The 24,787-nt window shown below is 66.1% G+C and carries 10 protein-coding genes; 8 read left to right on the plus strand and 2 right to left on the minus strand.

Features of this window, described 5'->3' with window-relative positions; all coding sequences use genetic code 11:
- Positions 1-53: 53 nt before the first annotated feature.
- The 5 genes from ACP7EG_RS14975 (at position 54) to paoC (ending at position 17,318) form a co-directional block, all read left to right on the plus strand.
- Positions 54-12,686, plus strand: a complete 12,633-nt coding sequence (locus tag ACP7EG_RS14975) for a filamentous haemagglutinin family protein (RefSeq protein WP_426088221.1) — start codon at positions 54-56, stop codon at positions 12,684-12,686.
- The gene (locus ACP7EG_RS14980; RefSeq protein ID WP_426088222.1) at positions 12,683-13,402 is read left to right on the plus strand and encodes a sigma-70 family RNA polymerase sigma factor; all 720 of its coding nucleotides are present in this window, start codon (positions 12,683-12,685) and stop codon (positions 13,400-13,402) included. The genes ACP7EG_RS14975 and ACP7EG_RS14980 overlap by 4 nt, the downstream gene beginning before the upstream one ends.
- A gap of 76 nt (positions 13,403-13,478) precedes the next feature.
- On the plus strand, positions 13,479-14,138 hold the full coding sequence (paoA, locus tag ACP7EG_RS14985; protein WP_426088223.1) for an aldehyde dehydrogenase iron-sulfur subunit PaoA: 660 nt from the start codon (positions 13,479-13,481) through the stop codon (positions 14,136-14,138).
- Positions 14,135-15,094 (plus strand): FAD binding domain-containing protein, encoded by a 960-nt coding sequence (locus ACP7EG_RS14990; protein WP_426088224.1) that lies wholly within the window; start codon positions 14,135-14,137, stop codon positions 15,092-15,094. Before paoA ends, ACP7EG_RS14990 begins: the two co-directional genes overlap by 4 nt.
- 4 nt (positions 15,095-15,098) lie before the next feature.
- Positions 15,099-17,318: an aldehyde oxidoreductase molybdenum-binding subunit PaoC gene (gene paoC / locus ACP7EG_RS14995; RefSeq protein ID WP_426088225.1), complete on the plus strand. Its 2,220-nt coding sequence runs from the start codon at positions 15,099-15,101 to the stop codon at positions 17,316-17,318.
- Positions 17,319-17,467: 149 nt separating this feature from the next.
- Here the strand turns inward: paoC and ACP7EG_RS15000 are convergent, their stop codons facing one another.
- Both ACP7EG_RS15000 and ACP7EG_RS15005 read right to left on the minus strand, forming a co-directional pair.
- Positions 17,468-18,193, minus strand: coding sequence for a Fic/DOC family protein (locus tag ACP7EG_RS15000; protein ID WP_426088226.1), 726 nt, complete (start codon positions 18,191-18,193; stop codon positions 17,468-17,470).
- A complete protein-coding gene (locus ACP7EG_RS15005) occupies positions 18,177-18,848 on the minus strand; it encodes a hypothetical protein (protein ID WP_426088227.1) in 672 nt (223 codons plus the stop codon). Before ACP7EG_RS15005 ends, ACP7EG_RS15000 begins: the two co-directional genes overlap by 17 nt.
- 733 nt (positions 18,849-19,581) lie before the next feature.
- Between ACP7EG_RS15005 and ACP7EG_RS15010 the strand changes: the two genes are divergently transcribed.
- Genes ACP7EG_RS15010 through ACP7EG_RS15020 form a run of 3 tightly spaced genes read left to right on the plus strand, consistent with a single transcriptional unit; the run spans position 19,582 to position 24,768 of the window.
- On the plus strand, positions 19,582-21,219 hold the full coding sequence (locus ACP7EG_RS15010) for a response regulator (protein ID WP_426088228.1): 1,638 nt from the start codon (positions 19,582-19,584) through the stop codon (positions 21,217-21,219).
- On the plus strand, positions 21,216-22,244 hold the full coding sequence (locus tag ACP7EG_RS15015) for an ABC transporter substrate-binding protein (RefSeq protein ID WP_426088229.1): 1,029 nt from the start codon (positions 21,216-21,218) through the stop codon (positions 22,242-22,244). Before ACP7EG_RS15010 ends, ACP7EG_RS15015 begins: the two co-directional genes overlap by 4 nt.
- Positions 22,245-22,254: 10 nt before the next feature.
- Positions 22,255-24,768, plus strand: coding sequence for an ATP-binding protein (locus tag ACP7EG_RS15020; protein ID WP_426088230.1), 2,514 nt, complete (start codon positions 22,255-22,257; stop codon positions 24,766-24,768).
- Positions 24,769-24,787 lie beyond the last annotated feature (19 nt).

Below are 24,787 nucleotides of genomic sequence, written 5' to 3' on the forward strand. Positions count from 1 at the left end.
CCTGCGCCACCGCAAGGCTCCGTTCCCTACTCTCTAGCCAGGAAACCATTGCCATGACCAAGCTTCACACTGCCCAGCGCCCAGTCCCAAACATTGACACGGGCGCGCAGCGGTCCTCCACGCTGGGCAGCCGCTTGCGGCTCACGCCGCTCGCTTACGCACTGACCACCATGCTGATGGCAGGCGCCTTTACCACGCCGGCGCGCGCGCAGCAGGCGTTCAGCGGCGGCTGGTTCGCGGCCAAGGGCGCGGTGCAAAATACGGCGGCCAGCTCGGGCCGCCTGCCGAATGGCCAGCCGCTGCCGCTGGGCAGCCGGCCCGAGGGTCAGCAACAGCAGGCGAACCAGCAGTTGCAGCGTTCGATCAACAACCTGAACCTGGCCGCGCGCGCCATTGCCGCGCAGCAGGCTGCCCAGGCGCAGGCGCGCCAGGCCGCCGCCGGCGCACCTGGCGCACTCGGCGCACCCGATGGTCTCGTGCAAGGCGGCTTGCAGGTCGACACCAACAGCCTGACGGCCGGCTGGCTCAATGCCCAGGCGCCCGTGCAGACAGTGGCAAACGGCAAGACGGCCGTGGTGGTACAGCAGACGGCGGACAAGGCCATCCTGAACTGGGAAACGTTTAACGTGGGCAAGGACACGACCCTGACCTTCCAGCAGCAGAAGGACTGGGCCGTGCTGAACCGGGTCAACGATCCGCAAGCGCGTCCCAGCCAGATCCAGGGCCAGATCAAGGCGGACGGTACGGTGCTGCTGGTCAACCGCAACGGCATCGTGTTTACCGGCACCAGCCAGGTCGACACGCGCAGCCTGGTGGCGGCCGCGGCCCGCATCGGCGACGCGCAATTCAAGAAGGATGGCATCTACAGCCCCGGCACGGCCGGCGCCACGACGTTGACCGATGCGGGCGGCAAGGTGCAGGTGCAGGCGGGGGCGCGCCTGTCCAGCAATGTGCCCAAGGGCAGCACGGAAGGCGGCGGTTACGTGATGCTGTTGGGTAAGGAAGTCCACAATGCGGGCGAAATCAGCACGCCCAAGGGCCAGGCCCTGCTGGCCGCCGGCGACAGCTTCAGCATTAAAAAAGGCGTGGGCACGGATGGCAACCCGCTGTCGACCACGCGCGGCAGCGAAGTCACGCCGCAGTTCGCGGCCGGCAGCACGGCGGGCAAGGTCGTCAACACGGGCCTGATCCAGGCGCGCGAAGGCGATATCACCCTGGCCGGGCGCACGGTGCAGCAGGACGGCGTGCTGCTCGCTTCCACCACAACGGCCACGCGCGGCACTATCCACCTCAATGCCCTGGGCAGCGACGCGGCCGTCACCGTGGGACGTGGCGCCACCACGGCCATCCTGGTCGAGGACGACGGCAAGACGACGGCGCTCGACAGCCAGCGCGACGCCATGCGCGGCCCGGTCGTGACGTCGACGGAAAACATCCTCGCCGTGAACGACCGCCGCGACCAGTCTCGCATCGAGATCGGCAGCGCCGGCTCGGTGGAATTCATGGGCGACTCGGTGACCCTGGCCACAGGCGGCCAGATCGCCGTCAATGCCGCCAGCCGCAGCCTCGTGCGCGATGGTGCCCAGCTCGACGTCTCCGGCGCCGTGGGCGTCAAGGTGGCCATGGCGGCGAACAATGTCGAAATCAATGTGCAGGGCAACGAGCAGCGCGACGCGCCCGTCAACCGCGACGGCAAGGCCTTGATCAACAACAATATCTGGGTGGACCGCCGCAAGCTGGTGTTGGTACCGAAGGGCACGAACGGCTACGACAGCGACCGCTGGTACACGGCGGGCGGCTTGCTGGAAGTGGCCGGCTACCTGGGCACGCAGGGTCACTCCGTCAGCGAGTGGATGGCGCAGGGCGGCACCGTCAGCTTCGGCGGCAAGGATGTCGTCACGCAGGCCGGCTCCGGCATCAACCTGTCGGGCGGCACCCTGGACGTGCAGACGGGCGCGCTGCGCCAGACCTGGCTGAAAGGCGCGGACGGCAAGCTGTACGAGGCGAGCAGCGCGCCCGCCGACTTGGCCTACCTTGGCGTGTACAAGGGTTACGAGGAAGAACACGCGCGCTGGGGCAAGGACGCCAGCGCGTTTTACGCCAATCCCCTGATCGCCGCGCAAAAGCGCCTGGAAAACGGCTACACGGTGGGCCGCGACGCTGGCAAGCTGGTCATCGCCACGGGGTCGGCCGTGCTGGAGGGGGGCATCGCGGGCGAGGTCTTCCAGGGCGAGCGCCAGACGCAGGCGCCGCAGGCCCTGCTCGACGGCTACCAGCAGTCGCAGCTGGCGGCCGCGCAGCGGGGGCAACTGATCGTCGGGCAATATCAGCCCATGTTCGACAAGCGCACGGGCGTGCTGCAGCATGTGCTGTCGGCTGTCATGGACGAGGTGCGCCTGACGCGCGTGCAGGACGGCATCGCCGCCGGCCTCGACGTGGCAGGCGTGCTGGCACCCGAGCGCCAGGGCAAGCTGCTGCTCGATACGACCTTGCTGAATGAACAGCAGCTGGGCGCCATCCGCATCGCCGCGAAAGGATCGATCACCGTCGACAGCGCGCTGCAGGTGGCCGACGGCGGCAATATCACCCTGTTCGCCAAGGACGTGGCCATCAATAGCAGCCTGCGCAGCCATGGCGGCAGCATCATGGCTGGCAACGTGCTGAACCAGATCGGCGCGCTGGGGATGAACGACACCTTGGTCAATCCGGGCGGACCCGCAGGCAAGCTGCTGCTGGCCGATGGCGTGAGCCTGGACACCAGCGGCTTGCTGGCCAATGTGCTGCGCGACCCGCTGGCCGCCGCCGGCTTGCCTTACCTGAACGGCGGCAATGTATCGTTGCGGGCGTATGGCGACGTGCGCATCGGCAGCGGCAGCCTGATCGACGTCAGCTCGGGCGCAGCCATCCTGTCGCAGGCGAAACAGCAGGGCGGCAAGGGCGGCAAAGTGACCCTGGCCAGCTATGGCGCGCAGGCCGATTTGCTGCTGGGCGAAGGCGCGCAAGTGCGCGGCCACGGCGTGACGGGCGGTGGCAAGCTGGAATTGCAGGCGAACAAGATACTGGTCGGCCCAGCCGATACCGCACAGAAAGGCATCCTGCAGCTGGGCGGCGACTTCTTCGACAAGGGTTTTTCCAGCTACAGCCTGCTCGGCAAGCAGGGCTTGACGGTGGCGGACGGCACGCAGGTGGACGTGCGCATGCCCGTGCTGCGCGTGGTGGACAATGAAAAACTGCTCCTGTGGACGCCGGAGCAATACACGGAAAATGCATTGAAGGGCACCTTGACGCAGCGCAAGGGCGCCAGCCTGGCCCTGCAGGTGGGCGATATCCAGTCCGGCGCGGCCGATATGGCCAGCGCCGAACTGCTGGTCGGCAAGAATGCGGTGGTGAATGTCGATGCGGGCCAGGCCATCAAGCTGTCCAGTGTGGGCCAGCTGACGGTGGAAGGACGCTTGAACGCCTGGGGCGGCAAGATCAGCCTCGGTGGCGTGGGCGTCGACGTGAATGTGTCCGAAGCGGTGGAAGCGGCCGGCCATGGCCGTTCCCTGTGGATCGGCGAGAACGCCGTGCTGGACGTGGCGTCGCGCGCAGTGACGGCCACGGACGTGCAAGGCCGGCGCTACGGCAAGGTGGTCGATGGCGGCAGCATCGTCATCGGCGGCGAGATCAACCATGCGCAGGGCAGTACTTCGGCGGCCAGCCTGTTTGTCGTGGTGCGCGATGGTGCGGTGCTCGACGCTTCCGGCGCGCACGCCGTGCTGGACGTGAATGGCGCGGCGGTTGACGTGGCCAGCGCGGGCGGCAGCATCGCGCTGGCGTCGAACAATGGCTTGTATCTCGATGGCCAGTTGCTGGCCAGGGCGGGTGGCGCGGGCGCGGCGGGCGGCACCCTGTCCGTGGCTACGGGCTCGCCCGAATACCGCAAGGAGCTGGCGCAGGCCAGGGTGCTGCAGGGACGCCAGTTGAAGTTGACGCAGCAGCAGGTCGCCAGCGACCTGGCCGCTGATGTGACTGCGCAGGATGGGGAGAAAGTGCTGCAGTATGGCCATGGCCGCCTCTCCGTGGAGCAGGTGGACGCGGGCGGTTTTGCCAACCTGGCCTTGCTTGGCGCCGCCACCTTCGATGGCGACGTGTCGCTGACGCTGCAGCAAAGCTTCCAGCTGTACGGTGCGCCGATGCTGTCGCCTGGCAGCAAGCCTGGCGCGAAGGTCAGCATCGCGGCGCCGTATGTGCGCCTGGCCAGCATCAAGCCCGTTGGCCGCGATTTTTATACGACGCCAGGCAGTGCGGGAGCATCGCCGGTCGCCAGCCAGATCAGCATGGCGGGTGACCTGATCGACGTGCGCGGCCTGGTCAACATTCTGGCCGACGACGTGCGCCTCACCAGTCGCGGCGACCTGCGTTTCCTGCTGTCCCCGCTGGGCTGGGATGGCAATCAAGCGACGACGGTGCTGTCCTCGCCAGGCGACATGACCCTCAGTGCAGCCCAGCTGTATCCGGAAACGGGCGCCGGTGCCGCCGTGCGCGTTGGCTCTGGCTTGGTCGAGGGAAAGTTCGGCTACGATCCTGCGCGCAGCCTGAACATCGCCCGCACGACCGACAGCGTGCCAGCCATGCCGTATTCCGCCTTCGGTTCGCTGGAACTGGAGGCTGCGCATATCGAGCAGGGTGGCGTGGTGCGCGCGCCGCTGGGCCGTCTGGCGATCGGCGCGGCCCGCTATAACAATGACAAGAGCCTGACGGTGAATCTATTGCCTGGTAGCATCACCTCCGTCAGCGGCGCCGGCCTGGTCATGCCGTATGGCGGCACCGTCGATGGACAGGCCTGGAATGTGGATGGCAAGCCGGCCGCCCTCCTGGGCGTGGGCGGCTTCAGTGGGCAGGGCGGCCTGCTACGCGTCGGCGTGGAAATGGCCGGCGTGGCCGTGGACGTACAGCCTGGCGCGCTGCTCGACCTGTCCGGCGGCGGCGAACTGACGGGCGCCGGTTTCATCGCCGGCCGCGGCGGTTCCACTGACGCGCGCACCCATCCGCTGGTGCAGGTGGGCGCGAACGGTGGTTTCGTCTTGCCTGGCCTGGCGACCAACCCTGTGTACGCCATCGTGCCGGGCGTGCAGGCACCGCAGGCGCCTGCGGGTGGCGAAAAGGGGGCTGCCGATGCGGCCGTGGGCCGGCAGGTGACGGTAGGCAATGGCGTGCCGGGCTTGCCCGCCGGCACCTACACCCTGATGCCCTCGACCTATGCCTTGCTGCCGGGCGCCTTCCGCGTGGAACTCAACGGTCTGGCGGGCCAGGGCAGTGCAGGCACCCTGGCGCAGCAGCTGCGCAACGGTTCCTGGGCCGCGCCCGGCACCCTGTCGATTGCCGGCACGGACATCCGCGCGCCGCTGGCCAGCCAGCTGATACTCACGCCGGCCAAGGTCTTGCGCACCTACTCCCAATACAACGAAACAGGCTATGCCGCATTTGCCCTGGCCGATGCGCAGACGCGCGGCATTCCCCGGGCAATGCTGCCGTCCGATGCCAAGACACTCAAGCTGACCCTGGCGCAAGATGGCGGTCTGGACACATTCCAGTTCCGGGGTACCGGCAAGTTCGCCGCAGCCGAAGGCGGCTATGGCGGCACCGTGATGCTGGGATCGAGCAATGTCTCCACTGGCGAGATTGAAATTCTCGCCGATGGCGCGCCGGCCACCAGCGGCGCCGGGCTGGTCAGCGTGCGCGCCTCCAGCCTGAATAATATCGGTGCGGCTCGCATTGTGGTGGGCAACACACCCACGGTGGCATACGGCCAGGGCGGCAATTACGTGAACTTCGGTGTCAACTCCGCGCGTGCCATCTACCTGCGCGCGGGAGCCGTCCTGTCGGCGCCCGAGGTATTCCTGGTGGCCCAGGATCCGGGCAATTATATGCTGGGCGATGGCTTGATCGACATCGCGCCTGGCGCGGGCATCAGCACCCTGGGGCGTGGCAAGGCCGCATATGACGCCAACGACGGCTTCATCTACAAGACCCGCGCGGACATGCACGTGCTGGCCGCCTCGAACGGCTTGCTCAATGTGGCGCCGGTCGGCGGTTCGGCGCGTGGTGGCATCCGCATCGGCGTGTGCGACGACGCTTGCGCCGGCACCAGTACAGCGAGCCTGTACTCGGAAGGCACCTTGCTGCTGTCGACCAATGGCAGTTTCCAGCTGGACGACTCGGCCCGCTACGGTACGCGCAACCTGAGCCTGTCCGTGGGCGCCATCAACATGGGCAGCAGCGAAGCGCTGGCGGCGGCGCAGGCCAACGGCACGCGTTCCAGCGGCCTGGCCCTGAACCAGGGCGTGCTGGACCGCCTGCTGCGCGGCGATACCAGCACGGGCGCACCGGCGCTGCAGGCGCTGATGCTGAGTGCGGCAGACGGCGTCAATTTCTATGGCGACGTGGTGCTCGATACCTACGACAAGACCAGCGGCAAATCGACGCTGGAGCGCCTGGTGCTGACCACGCCGGCCATGTATGGCCAGGGCGATGCCGGCACGGTGGCCACCATCCGCACGGCTAACCTGATCTGGGGCGGCGCGCTGTCGCCAGCAGGCAATATCATTGCGCATGGCGCCGGCACGGGCAGCGGCACCCTGAACCTGGAAGCGGAACGCATCGATTTCGGCTTCGGCCCGTTCACGCAACCGGCCGGCGTCGCCTCGTTCGACCGCCTGGCACTGGGTTTTGGCACCGTCAACCTGAAAGCGTCGGGCCTGGTCACGGCCAACCACAAGGGCAGCCTGTCCGTCTACCAGGCGCAGGGCGCCTTCGAGGCAGGCAAGGGTGTCCAGTACAGCGGCGGCAAGCTGAACATCATCACGCCGCTGTTGACGGGCGACGCCGGTTCCGCGCACAGCTATACGGCGGGCGGCGCGCTGACGGTGGCGGCACCGGCCGGCGCGGCGCCAGCGGCTGCCGTCAAGAACAACGATGGACTGGGCGCCCAGCTGGCCTTGAACGGCGACAGCGTCAGCGTGGCCACGGCCGTGGTGCTGCCGAGCGGTAAGCTGACTCTCAGCGCGCAGCACGACATCAGCCTGGCCGACGGCGCGCGCATCGACATGGCGGGCCGCAAGAGTACCTTCTTCGACGTGGATAAATACAGCTGGGGTGGCGACGTCACCCTGGACAGCCGCGCCGGCGATATCCGTCAGGCTACGGGTGCCGTGATCGACCTGTCGGCCGAGAACAACCGCGCCGGCAGCCTGAAGGCCGTGGCGCTCGATGGCGCGGCCGGCATGGTGGATCTGCAGGGCAAGATCCTCGGCGGCGCCAGCGGCAGCTACGATGCGGGCGGTACCGTGGTGCCCTACAAGAAGGGCAGCGTGGATGTGCGAGCGCAAACGCTGGGCGCGGGCGGTACCCTGGACAGCCAGTTCGCTTCACTGAACACGCGCCTGACGGAAGGCGGCGTGACGGGCGGGCGCAGCTTCCAGCTGAAACAGGGCGACTTGACCATCGGCAATGAACTCAAGGCGGGTGACGTGCAGGTGTCCGTCGACAGCGGCCGCCTGGTCGTCGCCGGCACTATCGACGCCAGTGGCGAGCGCGTGGGCAGCATCCGCCTGGCAGGCAAGCATGGCGTCACATTGGCCGGCAATGCCGTGCTCGATGCGCATGGCACCGTCTTGCGCGTTGACAGCTATGGCAAGATCATCGACAGCCCGAACCGGGCCATGGTGGAACTGAACGCGGGCGAGGGCACATTGGACCTGGCCGGCGGCGCGCAGATCGACCTGCGCCACGGCACGGCGGCCGTGGCCGGCAAGGGCAAGGGCCAGCACGACGGCGCCGCGCGCGGCACGCTGGAATTGAACGCGCCGCGCCTGGGCAGCGGTGGTGCCCGCACGGACGCCGACGCCGCCACCTTTGGCGACGTTGCCATCGCCGCCGGCGGCGGCTTGACGATACGCGGCGCGAAATCGATCGCCGTCAACGCCATGCAGCGCTATGACGACGCGGCCAGCGCCACGGACCTGTCGGCCAGCGGACGGCCGTACCAGGTGATCAACCAGGCATATCTTGACAGCAAGCATGCGGACAGCACGGCCTTCATCGATGCGGCGCTGGCCAACACGAACTTGCGTAACGGCAAACTGGCGGGCTTGACGGCCGCCGCGTATGCCGATGCGCTGCACCTGCGTCCCGGCGTCGATATCGTCAGCAAGACGCCGGATGGCGACCTGGTGGTGCAGGGCGACCTGGACCTGTCAGGCATGCGCTATGCCAGCCTGAATCCGCGCTTTCAAGCGACAAATGTGCGCGGCTCGGGCGAGGTGGGCAGCCTGCTGCTGCGCGCCGGCGGCGACTTGAGCATTTACGGCAGCATCAATGACGGCTTCGCGCCGCCGCCCGCCACCAAGGATGACAAAGGCTGGGTATTGCTGCCGGGCCGCGACATCAACGGCAGCGACGTCATCGTGCCGGGCCAGGGCGTGACCGTCGCCGATGGCACGCTGTTCCCGGGCGGCATCGCGCTCAACTACGATTTGCCCGTCAAGGGTTTCAATCTGGGCGCGAATACGCGCCTGCCCGTGGCCGTGACCCTGGACGAGGCCGTGACCTTGCCGGCTGGCACGGTGCTGGCGGCGGCCGTGCGCGACAGCGCCGGCAATATCATCCATGCGGCCGGCAGCCTGCTGGCCACGGCGCAAACCTTGGACGCCGGCATGCGCCTTGACGCAGGCAGCGTGCTCAAGCAACCGGTGAAAGTGGGCGCCATGACCTGGCCCAAGGGCATGCCGCTGCCTGGCGTGGCGGGCGAACGTTCCAGCTTCATGCTCAACGGCAACCTGGCTCTGGCTGTGGGCTCATTGATCCCGTCCGGCACCGATGTCAAGCTGATGGCCAATGTGGCGTCCATCCAGCTGCGTCCGGAAGTGGCGGGCAGCCAGGGCAAGCTGTGGGCCATCGCGCCCATGCTGGCCGAAGGCTCGCAAGCGTGGGGCATGCGCCTGGTGGCCGGCGCCGACCTCGATGCGGCCGACACGCGCAGCGTGCGGGCGCATCCCGAGCATGGCACCCTGCGCCTGGCCGACAGCCATTACGGTATGTACGGGATCCTGATTCCGCCGAAGGGCGTGCAGTACTGGACCAAGGAAGCGCAGGAACTGGGCGAGCGGGAGAACATCCCCGGCATCGTGGCGGGCGAGCCCATCACCGAGGAATTCACCAGCCAGTTCGGCCAGACTGTCGAGGTGTTTTGCGCCAACGACGCGAGCCTGTGCGTGCTGAAGGTGGCCTACGTGTGGACCAAGGTCGGCGCGGAAGAGTTTGCCGACGAAAGCGTGAAGGCGGGCGACCTGCTCGACCCCGTGGCATTAGGCTGGCCAACTTTATGCGAGGAGAATCCCACCTGGTGCGGCACCTCCAGCCCCACGTTTGACTACAAGGCGAGCAGCCTGCGCTACAGCGTGCTGCGCACGGGCACGGGCGACCTGGACCTGGTCAGCGGCGGCGACTTGCGCATGGACAGCCTGTATGGCGTGTACACGGCCGGCATGTCGTCCACGGCGACATTGCCAGGCGACCCGTTCAACCAGGCACGGGCGCGCAATGCCGACGGCAAGGTATTGAACAATCCGGACGGCGAGCATGAACACCTGGTCGATGGCGGCACCGGCAGCATCTACCGCGCCTGGTACCCCGACCAGGGCGGCAACCTGCTGCTGAAGGTCGACGGTGACCTGAGCGGTTCGCTATTGGGCCGCAGTGCCGCGACCAATTTGCGCCCCGTCACTGCGGACGCGGGCTACGACAGCACGGCCGTGGGCAACTGGCTGTGGCGCCAGGGCAGCGTTGGTCTCGCCGTCGGCGGCCTGGCACAGCCGGTGGCCTGGTGGGTCAATTTCGGCACCTATGTGGGCCGCAGCACCCTGGCCGACGACGTCCTGGGCTTTACGGGTTTCGGTACCCTGGGTGGCGGCAATCTGCGCGCCGACGTGGCGGGCGACGCCGGCGCGCTGGCGTTGGCGCAGGGCAGCAGCTATGACGGCAATATCAATACCCGTTCGCAGGGCTTGCTGCTGGCCGTGGGCAGCACGGGCCGCGTGAATGCCGATGGCAGCATGCTGTTGACGGGTGGTGGCGACCTGGACCTGCGCGTGGGCGGCGCCATCAACCCGGCAGGCATGCCGTATGCTGGTCACATGAATGGCGCCCTGGTCGACTTGCGCGGCCACGCGGAAACGTCGGCCGCACAGCTGGGCAGTTTGGTGTTGCAATACGGTACACAAAGTATCGATCACGCGCCGAAAGAAACACGCGCCTACGATGCCTTTACGGCCACGCGCGCCACGCCGCAGGGCGGCATGACCCTGGTGCCGGGCGACGCCACGTTCAGCGTGGCGACCCTGGGCGACCAGGTGCTGCAAGATGTGGCCGATCCCGGCCGCGTACTGATGGTCAACCCGACATCGGCGCTTGCGCCATCTGGCGAACTGGGTATCGGCAACAGCTGGTTCAGCCTGTGGACGCCGCACACGGCGCTCGACCTGTTCTCCGCCGGCGGTAATCTGACGCCATTGACGGCGCCGATCGGCACGGAAACCGACTTCGCCACTATCTACCCATCCATCGTGCGCGTTGCCGCAGCGCATGGCAGCCTGTACTACGGCAAGACGATTGTGGACAGCAATGCTGCCAACAGCTATGCCGCACCATTGCTGCTGGCGCCTTCGCCGAATGCACAACTGCAGTGGCTGGCCGGTGATTCCATCTATGCTGGCGGTTTTACCATCGGCCAGTCCGGCGCGGCAGCGGACAGCATGGCGACGCCGTTCAAGCCCGCCTACCTCGCCCTGACCCCGAATTCGTGGTCGACCGGTCCGCTGGCCAGCAATCTGTCCAGCACGGGGGTGCCGGCGAGGGCAGATGTATACCAGCTGTTCGCCTTCGGTCCCGATTCGGCCGCCGGCCCTGACAACAGCGGCACGCAGGCGGCCCGCATCTATGCCGTCAAGGGCGATTTGCTCGGCGTCAACGTCGGTCGCATCGTCGAGTTCTACGACGCCAAGCATGCAGGCATCACCTGGTATGAGGGTGCGCAACCGGTCTGGATGAAGGCGGGGCGCGACATCGTCAGCAGCGGCACGGCGCTGCTGGAGGGCGTGGGCGGCAGCGAGAGCGGCATGATGTTCAACAACAGCAGCAATCTGTTCGTGCATAACAATGCGCATGACGTATCGGTAGTCTCGGCCGGGCGCGATATTCTGGGCAGTTCCTTCAACGTGGCCGGCCCCGGCACGCTCGATATCAGCGCCGGACGCAACATATTGATGCAGGACAAGGGCAGCGTCGTCAGCCTCGGCCCCATTGTGCAGGGCGACAAGCGTCCGGGTGCCGGCATTGCCATGCAGGCGGGCGTTGGCGCGGCCGGCCTCGACTACCTGCGCTTCGTCACGCCCTATCTTGACCCGGCGAACGTGGCAAAGACGGGTGTGCCGCTGGCCGACCAGTCCGGCAAGGTGGTGAAATCGTACGAGGGCGAACTGGCCACCTGGCTAGTCGAACGCTACGGCTTCAAGGGCACGCCTGCCGAAGCGCTGGCCTTCTACCTGGCCTTGCCCGAGCCGCAGCAGCGCGTGTTTGCCCGCGATGTGTATTTCGCGGAACTGAAGGCGGGCGGGCGCGAGTACAACGACTGGGATAGCTCGCGTTATGGCAGCTTTTTGCGCAGCCGCAACGCCATCGCGGGCCTGGCGCCGGCCACCGACGCCAGCGGCAAGGCGATTTCCTATGCAGGCGACATCGTCATGTACCGCGGCACGTTTGGTCTCTACAACTCGGACTCGGGAAGAAACGACCGCATCGTTCCCCGCAGCGGCTACGTGCACACCAACTTCGGCGGCGACATCCAGCTGCTGACGCCGGGCGGCAAGCAGGTGTTCGGCATCGAGGGCGAGGCGCCGCCGTCGACTTCGGGCGTCATCACCAAGGGCGGCGGGAATATCAATCTGTTCTCGCATGGCAGCATCCTGCTGGGCCAGAGCCGCGTCATGACCACGTTTGGCGGCGATATCCTGGGCTGGTCGTCGCAGGGCGACATCAATGCAGGGCGTGGTTCGAAGTCGACCATCGTCTACACGCCGCCCAAGCGCGTGTATGACAACTGGGGCAATGTGACCTTGTCGTCCGACGTGCCGAGCACAGGCGCCGGCATCGCCACCCTGGCGCCGATCGCCGAAGTGCCGGCCGGCGACGTGGACTTGCTGGCCCCGCTGGGCACCATCGACGCGGGCGAGGCGGGCATCCGCGTCTCGGGTAACGTCAACCTGGCCGCACTGACGGTGATGAACGCGGCGAATATCCAGGTCAAGGGCGAAGCGAAGGGCATGCCGACGGTGGCGTCCGTCAACGTGGCTGCCATGACCAACGCCAGCGCGGCTGCCACGCAGGCCACGACAGCGGCGCAGGAGGTGGTGCAGCGCGAACGCGCCGCCACCCGTTCGGCGCAGCCATCGGTGTTTACGGTGCGCGTGCTGGGTTTTGGCAGCGACGCACCGCCCGACAGCGCGCAAGCCGCCCCGGCCGACGGCACGCGCCCCGAGGCGGCCGACTATAACCCGCGCAGCGCCGTGCGCGTGCTGGGCCTGGGCCCGCTGCCGGAATCGGCCACGCGCCAGTTGACGGCGCAAGAGCGCAGCAGGTTGTCGCCATGATGGCCCGCTTGGCCGAACCCTTGCCCTTGCGCATGGCCGGCGCCATGGGGCCTGCAGGCATGGCCCGGTACCGGCCCGCCATCCGGTCGCGTTTGCAGGCGGCCAACGACATGGCGGCGGTGCCAGGGCAGGGCGCCCAGCTGCAGGCGGTGTTGGAAAGCAATTACGCGGGCTTGCACCGGCGCCTGACGCGCCACCTGGGTTGCGCCGAACTGGCCAGCGACAGCCTGCACGACGCCTGGCTGCGCCTGCGCACACTGACGGCGGGGGATGGGGCGGCGCTGGCGCACAGCCCCGTGGCCTATGTGTTCCGCGTGGCCTGCAATGCGGCCACGGACAGCCTGCGCCGCAACCGCGGCTGGCTGTATGCGGGCGAAGGTGCTGGCGAGGACGACGCCGGCCTGGTCGATTTCCTGGCCGATACGGCGGCGGGGCCGGAACGCCTGGCCGAACTGCATGCCGATGTGCGCCGGCTGGCGCAGGCCGTCGCGCTGCTGCCGCGGCGCCACCAGCAAGTGCTCGAAGCGCTGCGCGTGGATGAGCTGACCCGCCAGGAGGTGGCCGAGCGGCATGACATGTCGCTGCGCAATGTCGATACGGCCTTGCGCCAGGCGCTCGACCATTGCGCGCGCCACACGGGCCATGCGGCGCTGGGCGGCGCCGGCACGGCCCGGCGCAGTCTGAGGCTGAACGTTCGTTCGCGTACAGACTCTTAGGAATCCGGCCTTCAGACTGCTGCTTCGGGCCTGCATGCGCCCACCCAGCCAGTCCACAGCCAGGAGGAAGCGCGAGATGACAGAGTGTAATCACATCAATGCCGGCCGCCGCGGCTTGCTGATCGCCGGCGCGCTGTCGGCCACGGTTGTGGCCGTGCCCGGTGTTGCGGGTGCGGCGGAAGCGGTGAATACGGCCACCCAGGCCAGTGTTTCTCCGCCGCCCGTCCTCATGAAAGTCAGCCTGGACGTCAATGGCCGGCGCCACAGCCTGGAACTCGATACGCGCACCACCTTGCTCGACGCCTTGCGCGAACACCTGCAACTGACGGGCACCAAAAAGGGCTGCGACCACGGCCAGTGCGGCGCCTGCACCGTCATGCTCGACGGCCAGCGCATCAATGCCTGCCTGACCCTGGCCGTGATGCATGACGGCGCCAAGGTCACCACCATCGAGGGACTGGGTACGCCCGAGAAACTGCACCCGATGCAGGCCGCCTTCATCGCGCATGACGGCTTTCAATGCGGCTACTGCACGCCGGGGCAAATTTGCTCGGCCGTCGCTGCGCTGGCAGAAATCCGCCAGGGCATCCCCAGCCACGTCAGCGCGGACTTGAACGCCCCCCCGCAGGCGACGCCGGAAGAACTGCGCGAACGCATGAGCGGCAATCTGTGCCGCTGCGGCGCGTATTCCAACATCATCGAGGCGATTTCCGAGGTGGCGGGGAGGCCGACATGAGAGTGTTCAGCTACCAGAAGGCGGCCACGCCGGCCGAAGCGGCGGCCGCAGCCTTGCACACGCCGGGTGCGCGCTTCATCGCCGGCGGCACGAATCTGCTCGATCTGATGAAACTGGAAATCGAAACGCCCGCGCATTTGATCGACGTGAATGGCCTCGCGCTGGATAAAGTGGAGACAACGGCAGACGGCGGCTTGCGCATCGGCGCCCTCGTGCGCAACACGGCGCTGGCCGCGCACGCCCTGGTGCGCCGCGATTACGGCGTATTGTCGCGCGCCTTGCTGGCGGGGGCTTCCGCGCAATTGCGCAACAAGGCGACGACGGCAGGCAATTTGCTGCAGCGCACGCGCTGTCCGTATTTTTATGATACGAACCAGGCGTGCAACAAGCGCGTGCCGGGCAGCGGCTGCCCGGCCATCGCCGGTTTCAGCCGGCCGCTGGCGATTTTGGGCGGCAGCGAGGCCTGCATCGCCACGCACCCCAGCGACATGGCCGTGGCCATGCGCGTGCTCGACGCCGCCATCGACACGGTGCGGGCCGACGGCAGCACGCGCAGCATCCCGATTGCCGCCTTTTACCGCTTGCCCGGCAACACGCCGCAGCTGGAAACGGTGCTGCAGCCGGGCGAACTGATCACCAGCGTGACCTTGCCCCCGCCCGTTGGCGGCACGCACGTCTACCGCAAGGTGCGCGACCGCGCTTCGTATGCGTTTGCGCTGGTGTCTGTAGCGGCCATCATCTTGCCCAATGGCACGGGCCGGCTGGCCCTGGGCGGCGTCGCGCCGCAGCCGTGGAGAATTGCTGCCGCCGAGCAGGCGATGCCGAATGGCGCGGCTGCCGTGAGCGAGCGCCTGCTGGCCGGTGCCCATTCCACCGCCGACAACGCATTCAAGCTGATCCTGGCGCAGCGCACGATAGCCGCCGTGCTGGCGCAAGCACCCGACCAGAAAGGCTAGCGCCATGAAATTTACGACACCTGCGACCACCAACCCCATCGACCAGCTGAAAGTCGTGGGCCGTCCCACGGACCGCATCGACGGCCCCCTGAAAACCACGGGCATGGCGCCGTACGCGTATGAACAGAACAAGGCCGCGCCGCATGCCGCCTACGGTTACGTCGTCGGCGCGGCGATTGCCAAAGGCCGAATCGCCTCGCTTGATACAAGCGCGGCGCGCCGGGCGCCGGGGGTGCTGGCCGTGGTGACGGCGCAATCGGCGGGCAAGCTGGGCAAGGGAAAAATGAATACGGCGCATCTGCTGGGGGGGCCGGACATTCAACATTATCACCAGGCCATCGCGCTGGTGGTGGCGGAAACCTTCGAGCAGGCGCGCTCGGCCGCGCAGTTGCTTGACGTCAAGTATGCCGAGCAGCAGGGCGTTTTCGACCTGGCCAAGGCAAAAAACTCGGCCACCAAGCCGAAGGATGGCAAGCCCGACAGCAAGACGGGCAATTTCGCCAGCGCCTATGCGAATGCTCCCGTGCGCCTGGACGCCAGCTACACGACGCCTGACCAGTCGCACGCCATGATGGAGCCGCACGCCTCGATTGCCGCCTGGGAGGGCGATACATTGACGCTGTGGACGGCGAACCAGATGGTGGACTGGGGCCGGGGCGACCTGGCCCGCACCCTTGGTATTGCGAAAGAGCAGGTGCGCATCGTCTCGCCGTATATTGGCGGCGGCTTCGGCGGCAAGCTGTTCGTGCGCGCGGAAGCGCTGCTGGCGGCCCTGGGCGCGCGTGCGGCGCAGCGACCCGTCAAGGTCGCGCTGACGCGGCCCCTGATGTTCAACAACACGACGCACCGGCCCGCCACCATCCAGCGCCTGCGCATCGGCGCCACGCGCGATGGCAAAATCACGGCCATCGGCCATGAGTCGTGGTCGGGCGACCTCAAAGGCGGGCAGCCGGAAACGGCCGTGATGCAGACGCGCCTGCTGTACGCGGGAGCAAACCGCATGACGGCCATGCGCCTGGCCGTGCTCGATTTGCCGGAAGGTAACTCCATGCGCGCGCCGGGCGAGGCACCGGGCTTGATGGCGCTGGAAATCGCCATGGACGAGCTGGCGGAAAAGCTGAACCTGGACCCCATCGTCTTGCGCATCCTGAACGACACGAAAGTGGACCCGGAAAAGCCCGGCCGGCCGTTTTCCCAGCGCCGCCTGATCGATTGCCTGCGCACGGGCGCCGTGGAATTTGGCTGGAAAGAGCGCCAAGCACAGCCAGGTACGCGGCGCGACGGCCGCTGGCTGGTAGGCATGGGCGTGGCGGCTGCCTTCCGCAACAACCTCGTCATGCAGTCCGCCGCCCGCGTGCGCCTCGATGGCAACGGCATCGTCACGGTGGAAACGGACATGACGGACATCGGCACGGGCAGCTACACGATCATTGCGCAGACGGCGGCGGAAATGCTGGGCGTGACCTTGAACCGTGTCGTCGTGCGCCTGGGCGACTCGGATTTTCCCGTCTCGGCCGGCTCGGGCGGGCAGTGGGGCGGCAATAGCTCGACGGCCGGCGTGTACGCAGCCTGCGTACGCCTGCGCCAGGCCGTGGCCGGCAAGCTGGGTTTCGATCAGAAGGAAGCGCGTTTTTCCGATGGGCAAGTGAGCCAGGGCGAACGCAGCGTGCCATTGGCGCAGGCGGCGGCGAACGGCGACATCGTCGCCGAAGATCATATGGAATATGGCGACCTGGACAAAAAATTCCAGCAATCGACGTTTGGCGCGCATTTCGTGGAGGTGGGCGTGGACGGCGACACGGGCGAAGTGCGCGTGCGCCGCATGCTGGCCGTGTGTGCGGCCGGCCGCATCCTGAACCCGAAGGCGGCGCGCAGCCAGGTGATCGGCGCCATGACCATGGGCGTGGGCGCGGCCCTGATGGAAGAACTGGTGGTCGACAAGCGCGCCGGTTTCTTCGTCAACCACGACCTGGCCGGCTACGAAGTGCCCGTGCACGCCGACATTCCGCACCAGGACGTCATTTTTCTCGACGAAACGGACCCCATGTCCTCGCCCATGAAAGCCAAAGGTGTGGGCGAACTGGGCATCTGCGGCGTGGCGGCGGCGATCGCCAATGCCGTCTACAACGCCACGGGCGTACGCGTGCGCGACTATCCGCTCACGCTCGACAAACTGCTGGCCACATTGCCGTTCATGGTCCCAGTCAAGCATTTGGCGCACTGAGTCCCGGCTTGATCCTTCCAACGCATGCACAGGCAAGAGTGCGTGTCGCTCTCATCGCTGCAACCGCAGAGTGCATCAAATGTCGCCACGATCTTTTCCTATGAGGCGAGCTTGCGTTGGTTCGGCTGACTTATGTATAACGACTTGGGCTAAGCCTTGATATCGTAGCCGCGCTTCCGCTCAAACTGCTGGTACTCGGCAACTACGTCGGGATCGTTAAAGGTGCCACCAATTTCGTCCTGACTTGTTCCGTCCAAGCCCTGGAGCGTCGCTGCGGTAGTAATCCACGCCTCACTGATTTGCGGTGGCCCTATAAACTGAAGCAGGTAGCGATCCAGAATGCCCTTGCCTGGAGAAGAAATCTCGTTTGTTAGAGCAAGCAAGTAGTCGTTTTTACGGGTACTTTCCCATGAGATAGAAAAACCAGCTCGCCGGCACAGTTCCGTATGCACAAGTAGCATAGTACGTCCATTGCCATCAAGAAATGGGTGGCCATATGCAAACGATCCCATCACCTCGCCTGGCCGCGCACTCATGGTCTTCTTGTCCTGGCCTAGTCGCAGGCCCTGGTCGACCGCCAGCACCGCGTCAACTGGATGAGAAAATATGGTCTCCCCCTTGTTGATGGCGCTTTCAGGTGCCGTTGTTTTCCGATCTTGGCCAGCCCAGGGGTAGAAGCCCTGGAACAAGATATGGTGAACCTTAAGAAAATTGCGGTACGTAAGGTTCTCTTGTCGTGCGAGGTAGGCTACCGCGTCCGGCAGATTGGCACGGAACAGATCGTGCTCGATCACCTTGACTATGCCGAGGTCCTTCTCGCCTTCGAAATTGCGCAGGTAACCTGCCGCATCGAAATCCTTAAACGGATCGAACACGGCGTATTTCGCGCTGATGACTGATGAGCAGCGTGGTCATTTCGCGGTCGCTTAACTTGTGAGCGCGCTTGAGTGCAACGAGCAGATCCCCCGTCCCGTCGGAGCGAACGTCGTCGCCCGCGAGGCGCGTCACCGTCTCAGCCCATTCGTCGCCAACGGTACGCGTATAGGAAATGTGGTGTTTGCGAGCCAGATGCTTCACAAACTGGCTGATTCCTTCTTTGGGGATGTGCAGTGGCGCAGTCAGGGAATGCGCAGACTTGTATGAGTGCGGTTGCACGTAAGTGACTAATGTACGACCGATCGACAGGCGCCGCTTGGTTCGGTGTGAACCGGTGTCAAGCTTCAAGACATGGGTGGCGGCAGCATCAGAAATGCTATTGTGCACGATACGTACGGTCACTCCCAGCTTGCTGAAAACCTCAAGCGCGAGGTTTTCAGCCGATGCTGCCAACGTTATTGCTCCGGTCTCAGCATCTTTGAACGACTTCGCGTAGATCCCGGCGCCAACGCGGACGATGACACCTTGCATCAGCAGCGCATTGAGCGACCTCGATACCTGAGACGCACTGCCAAGACCAGCCACGTCGCGCCGCAAGACGATGGAGCCCGGGTGGTGTCTGATGGACGAGATGATGCGACTTTGAATTTTCACGATATGTACCTGTTGAGTGGTATATGCACATTATAGCAAAGTCTGATTTTTTCATTTATAATCAATCGATTACAAAAATTTGGAGCCGTTCGTAGAGTACTGTACAGTTGAAGTACACCTCATGCGAGGCACTGCCATTGAGATGCTTTTCGCGTTTCACATGGGTTGATTCGGTACAGCTGAGACATCGTCGCCAGATTGTCCAGACCCCAACAAAACGATATCAGGGCCTCGGGCATTTGCCGTTAGCATAAGCTGGCGGCCGTGGAACGCGAGCCCGACCGTTTGCAAACGCGGGTCATTGCGATAGTAGCCTGTTTATCCGCTACCGTCTTCTCAGTACTTCTACGTTGATTTTTTCGTCTGCCGCCTCTTGCTCAGTCAGGATTGCGTGAGTAGCGGAGTAGGTCATGCTCACAAGTATCAATGCTGCGATTGACATAACGAAAATGCGCTTGTCAGGAATAGGGGATACGCAGGAGTGTACCCGGCCGGAAGGTCGAGGGAGTTGAGCCCGATCGCAACCACTGAGATTACAATCAAAAAGATGTGAAGTCCGAAGGCGATCCACATAGCCAGCGCTGGGCGGCCACTCATGCGGTGATACCGGCGGCCCTGGCGGGTGCGCGTGACAATTCGTGTATTTTCGGTAATTTGCAAGTGTTATGCTCGAAACGCATCTTGCAGGCCTGCCTCCGCTCCGCGAGGCGCAGGTGGGGCGCCGGGAGAATGCATGAACAGCTCATCAATGCCGCCGCGTATCCTCATCGTCGATGACGAGCTGGCGCACATGCGCGCGCTGTGCGACACCTTGCGGGGCCAGGCCTACGACACGACGGGGCTCGCTTCGGGTGAGGCGGCGCTGGCCCTGCTGGCCGTCGAATCGTTCGACCTGCTGCTGGTCGACCTGATGATGCCTGGCATGAACGGCATTGCCGTGGTGGAAGCGGCGCGGCAGATCGATCCGGACCTGGCCTGCATCATCATGACGGGCGAAGGCACGATCGCCTCGGCCGTGCAGGCCATGCAGGCGGGTGCGCTCGACTATGTGGTCAAGCCGTTCAAGGTGTCGGGCATCCTGCTGATACTGGCGCGCGCGCTGGAAACGCGCCAGCTGCGCATCGCCAATGCGCGCCTGGAACTGCTGCTGCGCCAGCATACGGACGAACTCGACGCCATGAACAAGGATTTGCAGCTGGCCCGCGAAGTGGCCGAGCGGGCGAATCAGGAAAAGACCACTTTCCTGTCCAGCATGAGTCACGAGCTGCGCACGCCGCTCAATGCCATCCTGGGCTTTTCGCAGATGCTGATGTCCGATTCCATCCCCTCGACGGCGCAGGAAAAGAAAATCTTTGCCTCGCACATCTTCGGCGCGGGCCGGCACCTGCTGACTTTGATCAACGATATCCTCGATATCGCCAAAATCGAGTCGGGCAATATGTCGCTGTCGATGGAGCCCGTGGACCTGGCCGGCATCTACCACGAATGCTGGCAAATGATGGAACCGCTGGCGCGCAAGCGCGGCATCACCCTGACGTTCGTGGAAGCGGTCGGCCTGCATGTGCTGGCCGACCGTACGCGCCTCAAGCAGGTACTGCTCAACTTGCTGTCGAATGCCGTCAAGTACAACCGGGAACAGGGCGAAATCCACGTCGATTGCCAGCCCGTCGATACGCGGCAGCTGCGCCTGTCCGTGCGCGACACGGGCGGCGGGCTGAGCGCCGCGCAGCTCGAAGCGCTGTTCCAGCCCTTCAACCGCCTGGGACGCGACGCGCGCGACGAAGAGGGCACGGGCCTGGGGCTGGTGGTCAGCAAGCGCCTGGCGGAAGCCATGCAGGCCAGGCTGGGCGTGGCCAGCACGCCCGGACGCGGCAGCACCTTCTGGCTCGATATCGCCAGTTGCCCGGCGCGCCAGCCGCAGCAGGAAAGTGTGCGCCTGTCCACCATTGCCCGGCCCGCAGAAACGATACGGCTGCCGGACCGCAAGACGCTGCTGTATGTGGAAGACAATCCCCTGAATCTGGCCCTGGTGGCGGGCCTGATCCATTTTCGCCCCGACCTCGACCTGCTGTCGGCCGGCGACGGGCAAACGGGCCTGGACCTGGCGCGCCGCCACCTGCCGCAGCTGATACTGATGGACAGCGACCTGCCCGACATCAGCGGCACGCAAGTCATGCAGCTGCTGCGCGCCGATGCCCGCACCGCGCATATACCCGTCATCGCCCTGACGGCCGTGGCCGGGCCGGGTGATATCCGCCAGGGGCTGGCGGCGGGCTTTTACCGCTACCTCACCAAGCCGCTCGACGTGCTGGCGTTTTCCGAGGCCATCAACAGCGCGCTGGAGTCTGCCACGGCGCAGCGCAGCGCATGAACGGCGCGGCGCCGGTGCGGCGGGCGATCTGGCTGGCGGCCATCGCGCTGTTGCTGGCGCTGGCCGCCGCTGCCATTTGGCGGCTCAATGCCCGTCCTGCAGCGCCGCCCGGCCCGGTGGAAGTGCTGCGCCTGGCCGTGAATGCGGAATACGTGGGCAGCTGCCCCGTGCTGGCCGCACGCGCACGCGGTTATTTCGCGCGCGAGGGTGTCGACGCGCGGCTGCAACCGTATTCGTCGGGCAAGGCGTCGCTGGAAGCCGTGCTGCAGGGCAGGGCCGACCTGGGTACCGTGTCCGATATTCCCGTGGTGCTGGCCAGCCTCAAAAACCAGTCCGTCGTCATCATCGCCAGCATCTTCGAAGCCGAGCGCGACCACGGCATCGTGGGGCGCCTGGACCGCGGCGTGTCCACGCCCGCCAGCCTGAAAGGCAAGCGCATCGGCGTGACCCTGGGCACCTCCGGCCATTTCACACTGGACGCTTTCCTGAACCGCCAGAAGCTGCTGCCTGCGGAGGTCACCTTGCGCAACTACGCGCCGGACCAGCTGGCCGCTGCGCTGGCGCGGGGCGAGGTCGACGCGGCGGCCGGCTGGGAACCCTTCCTGACAGGCATGACGCATGCCATCGCGGGCAAGGCGGCCATCTTCTATGGCGAGGACGTGTATGCGGGCCTGTTCAACGTGGCCGGCACGGGCGACTTTGTGCGCAGCCACCCGGCGACGATGCGCAAGGTGCTGCGCGCGCTGCTGGCCGGCGCGCGCTTTTGCCGCGACGAGCCCGATGCCGCGCGCGCCCTGTTTTCCACGGCGTCGGCCAGCGAGGCGGCGCGCCTGCAGGCAGCCTGGCACGGTTATCAGTTTGGCATCGTGCTCGACCAGGGCTTGCTGCTGGCGCTGGAAGACGAGGCGCGCTGGGCCATCAAGAACCGCCTGGCCGGGAACGGCGAGATGCCGAACTTCCTCGACGCCGTGTATCTGGACGGCCTGGAAGCCGTGGCGCCATCGGCCGTGACGGTCATTCATTGAGAAAGCCACCGTGAAAATCGTAACGCGCTTCAAGCTGGCCGAACTGTTTTGCGTGCTGCTGGTGGCCATCATCGTCGCCGTGCTGTTCTCCACCACCATGGCGATGCAGCGCGAACTGGCGAAGAACAAGGCCGCAGGCGATATCCTGCAAGCGGTCACGTCACTGCGCTACCTGTCGATCGAATATGCGCTGCACCATGGCGCGCGCACGCGGGCCCAGTGGCAGTTGCGCAGCGAATCGCTGGGCACGGGCCTGCTGGCCACGCCCGCCTTCAGCAGCGGCGAGGAGCGCGCGCTGCTGCGCAAATTGCAGGGCGACCTGGCCGGCGTGGGCGCCCTGTTCGAGCTGTTTGTGGCAAATCACCGCGAGCTGGGACAAGACCCGCAGCGGCGCGAGGTGCTGGGCGAACTGGAGTCGCGCCTGTCCGGCCAGATCATGGGCAGGGTGCAGGGCATGATCTCGGACGCGATGCGGCTGTCCGAATTGAGCCGGCAAGGCGTGCTCGAGGCGCAGCAGCGGGCCAACGTCGCCGTGATGCTGTTTGGCGGCATGATTATCGCCCTGGTGGCTGGCTTGATCTACTTCACCATGACCAGCGTCACGGGGCCGCTGGAAAAGCTGCGCCAGGGAACCCTGATCGTCGGCGCCGGCAAGCTCGATTTTGCGCTCGGCCTGCACACCAAGAATGAAATCGGCGACCTGGCGCGCGCCTTCGACGGCATGACGGAAAAGCTGCGCCGTACCACCGTCTCGCGCGACGAGTTGGCGCACACGAATGCCGCCCTGGAAACGCAGATCGCCGAACGCCAGTTGGCCGAGCGCAAGGTGCATGAGCAGCTCGAGCGCCTGAACCTGCTGCAGCAGATCACGCGCTCGATCGGCGAGCGGCAGGACTTGCGCAGCATCTTTCAGGTGGTGGTGCGCAGCCTGGAAGACCAGCTGCCCATCGATTTCAGCTGCATCTGCCTGTACGAGCCGTCGCAGCACGCGCTGCAGGTGACGTGCGTGGGCGTGCGCAGCGAGGCGCTGGCACTGTCGTTCATGATGGGCGAGCAGGCGCACATCCCCATCGACGAGAATGGCCTGTCGAGCTGCGTGCGCGGCAAGCTCGTGTATGAAGCCGACATCGCCGAGGTGGCGTTTCCGTTTCCACAGCGGCTGGCGCAAGGGGGGCTGCGCGCTCTCGTCATGGCGCCGCTGCTGGCTGAAAACACGGTTTTCGGCATCCTGATCGTGGCGCGCCGCGCCGCGCACAGCTTTACCAGCGGCGAATGCGAATTCCTCAGCCAGCTGAGCGAGCATGTGGCGCTGGCCGCCAACCAGGCGCAGCTCTACGGCGCGCTGCAGTGCGCGTATGACGATTTGCGCCAGACGCAGCAGTCGGTGATGCAGCAGGAACGCCTGCGCGCGCTGGGGCAGATGGCCAGCGGCATCGCGCACGACATCAATAACGCCATTTCCCCCGTGGCCCTGTACACAGAGTCCTTGCTGGAGACGGAAACCAATCTCAGTCCGCAGGGCCGGCATTATCTGGAAGTCATCGAGCGCGCCATCGACGACGTGGCCGCCACCGTGGCGCGCATGCGCGAATTCTACCGCCAGCGCGAACCGCAGCTGGCGCTGTCGCCCATCGACGCCAACCTGGTGGTGCAGCAGGTGCTGGACCTGACGCGCGCGCGCTGGAGCGACATGCCGCAGCAGCGCGGCATCGTCATCGTCCTGCGCACTCAGCTGGCGGACGCTCTGCCCATGCTGCCCGGCAGCGTGGGAGAAATCCGCGAAGCGCTGACCAACCTGGTCTTCAACGCCGTCGACGCCATGCCGGAAGGCGGCACCCTGAGCGTGCGCACCAGCTGCACCGGCGCAGCGGGAGAGGCGCGGCAGGTGCGTATCGAGGTGGGCGACACGGGCATCGGCATGGACGAGAACACGCGCCGCCGTTGCCTGGAACCATTTTTCACCACCAAGGGCGAGCGGGGCACGGGCCTGGGCCTGGCCATGGTGTACGGCATGATGGAGCGCCACGGCGCCAGCATCGATATCGTCACGGCGCCGGGGCAGGGCACGGCGGTGCGCCTGGATTTCCCCGCCTGCGCGGCGGGCGAGGGGGAGAGCGCGCCCGACGCGGCCCACGCCGTGCCGCCGCGCTTGCGCATCCTGGTGGTGGATGACGACCCGATGGTGCTAAAGTCCCTGCGCGACATCCTGGAAATCGATGGCCACGACGTGGTGTCCGCCGATGGCGGGCAGGCCGGCATCGACTGCTTCCAGGCCGCGCACGACCGGCACGAACACTTTGCGGTGGTCATCACGGACCTGGGCATGCCCCACGTGGACGGGCGCAAGGTGGCCAGCGCGGTGCGCCAGTGCTCGCCGGCCACGCCCATCATCATGCTCACGGGCTGGGGCCAGCGCCTGGCCGCCGACAGCGACTATCCCGAACACGTCGACTGCGTGCTGGGCAAGCCGCCCCGGCTGAAGGAGTTGCGGCGCGCCTTGAATGCGGTCATGTCGACGGGCTAGGCCGCCGAGGTCGTTCAAT

Source organism: Janthinobacterium sp. PSPC1-1 (genome assembly GCF_049897625.1).
In the GTDB taxonomy this organism is placed as follows: domain Bacteria; phylum Pseudomonadota; class Gammaproteobacteria; order Burkholderiales; family Burkholderiaceae_D; genus Janthinobacterium; species Janthinobacterium tructae.

What these genes read in the sequence shown, in the direction of transcription:
- paoC (WP_426088225.1), top strand. Translation starts at nt 15,099, where the DNA reads ATGAAATTTACGACACCTGCGACCACCAACCCCATCGACCAGCTGAAA.
- ACP7EG_RS15015 (WP_426088229.1), top strand. Translation starts at nt 21,216, where the DNA reads ATGAACGGCGCGGCGCCGGTGCGGCGGGCGATCTGGCTGGCGGCCATC.
- ACP7EG_RS14975 (WP_426088221.1), top strand. Translation starts at nt 54, where the DNA reads ATGACCAAGCTTCACACTGCCCAGCGCCCAGTCCCAAACATTGACACG.
- ACP7EG_RS14980 (WP_426088222.1), top strand. Translation starts at nt 12,683, where the DNA reads ATGATGGCCCGCTTGGCCGAACCCTTGCCCTTGCGCATGGCCGGCGCC.
- ACP7EG_RS14990 (WP_426088224.1), top strand. Translation starts at nt 14,135, where the DNA reads ATGAGAGTGTTCAGCTACCAGAAGGCGGCCACGCCGGCCGAAGCGGCG.
- paoA (WP_426088223.1), top strand. Translation starts at nt 13,479, where the DNA reads ATGACAGAGTGTAATCACATCAATGCCGGCCGCCGCGGCTTGCTGATC.
- ACP7EG_RS15010 (WP_426088228.1), top strand. Translation starts at nt 19,582, where the DNA reads ATGAACAGCTCATCAATGCCGCCGCGTATCCTCATCGTCGATGACGAG.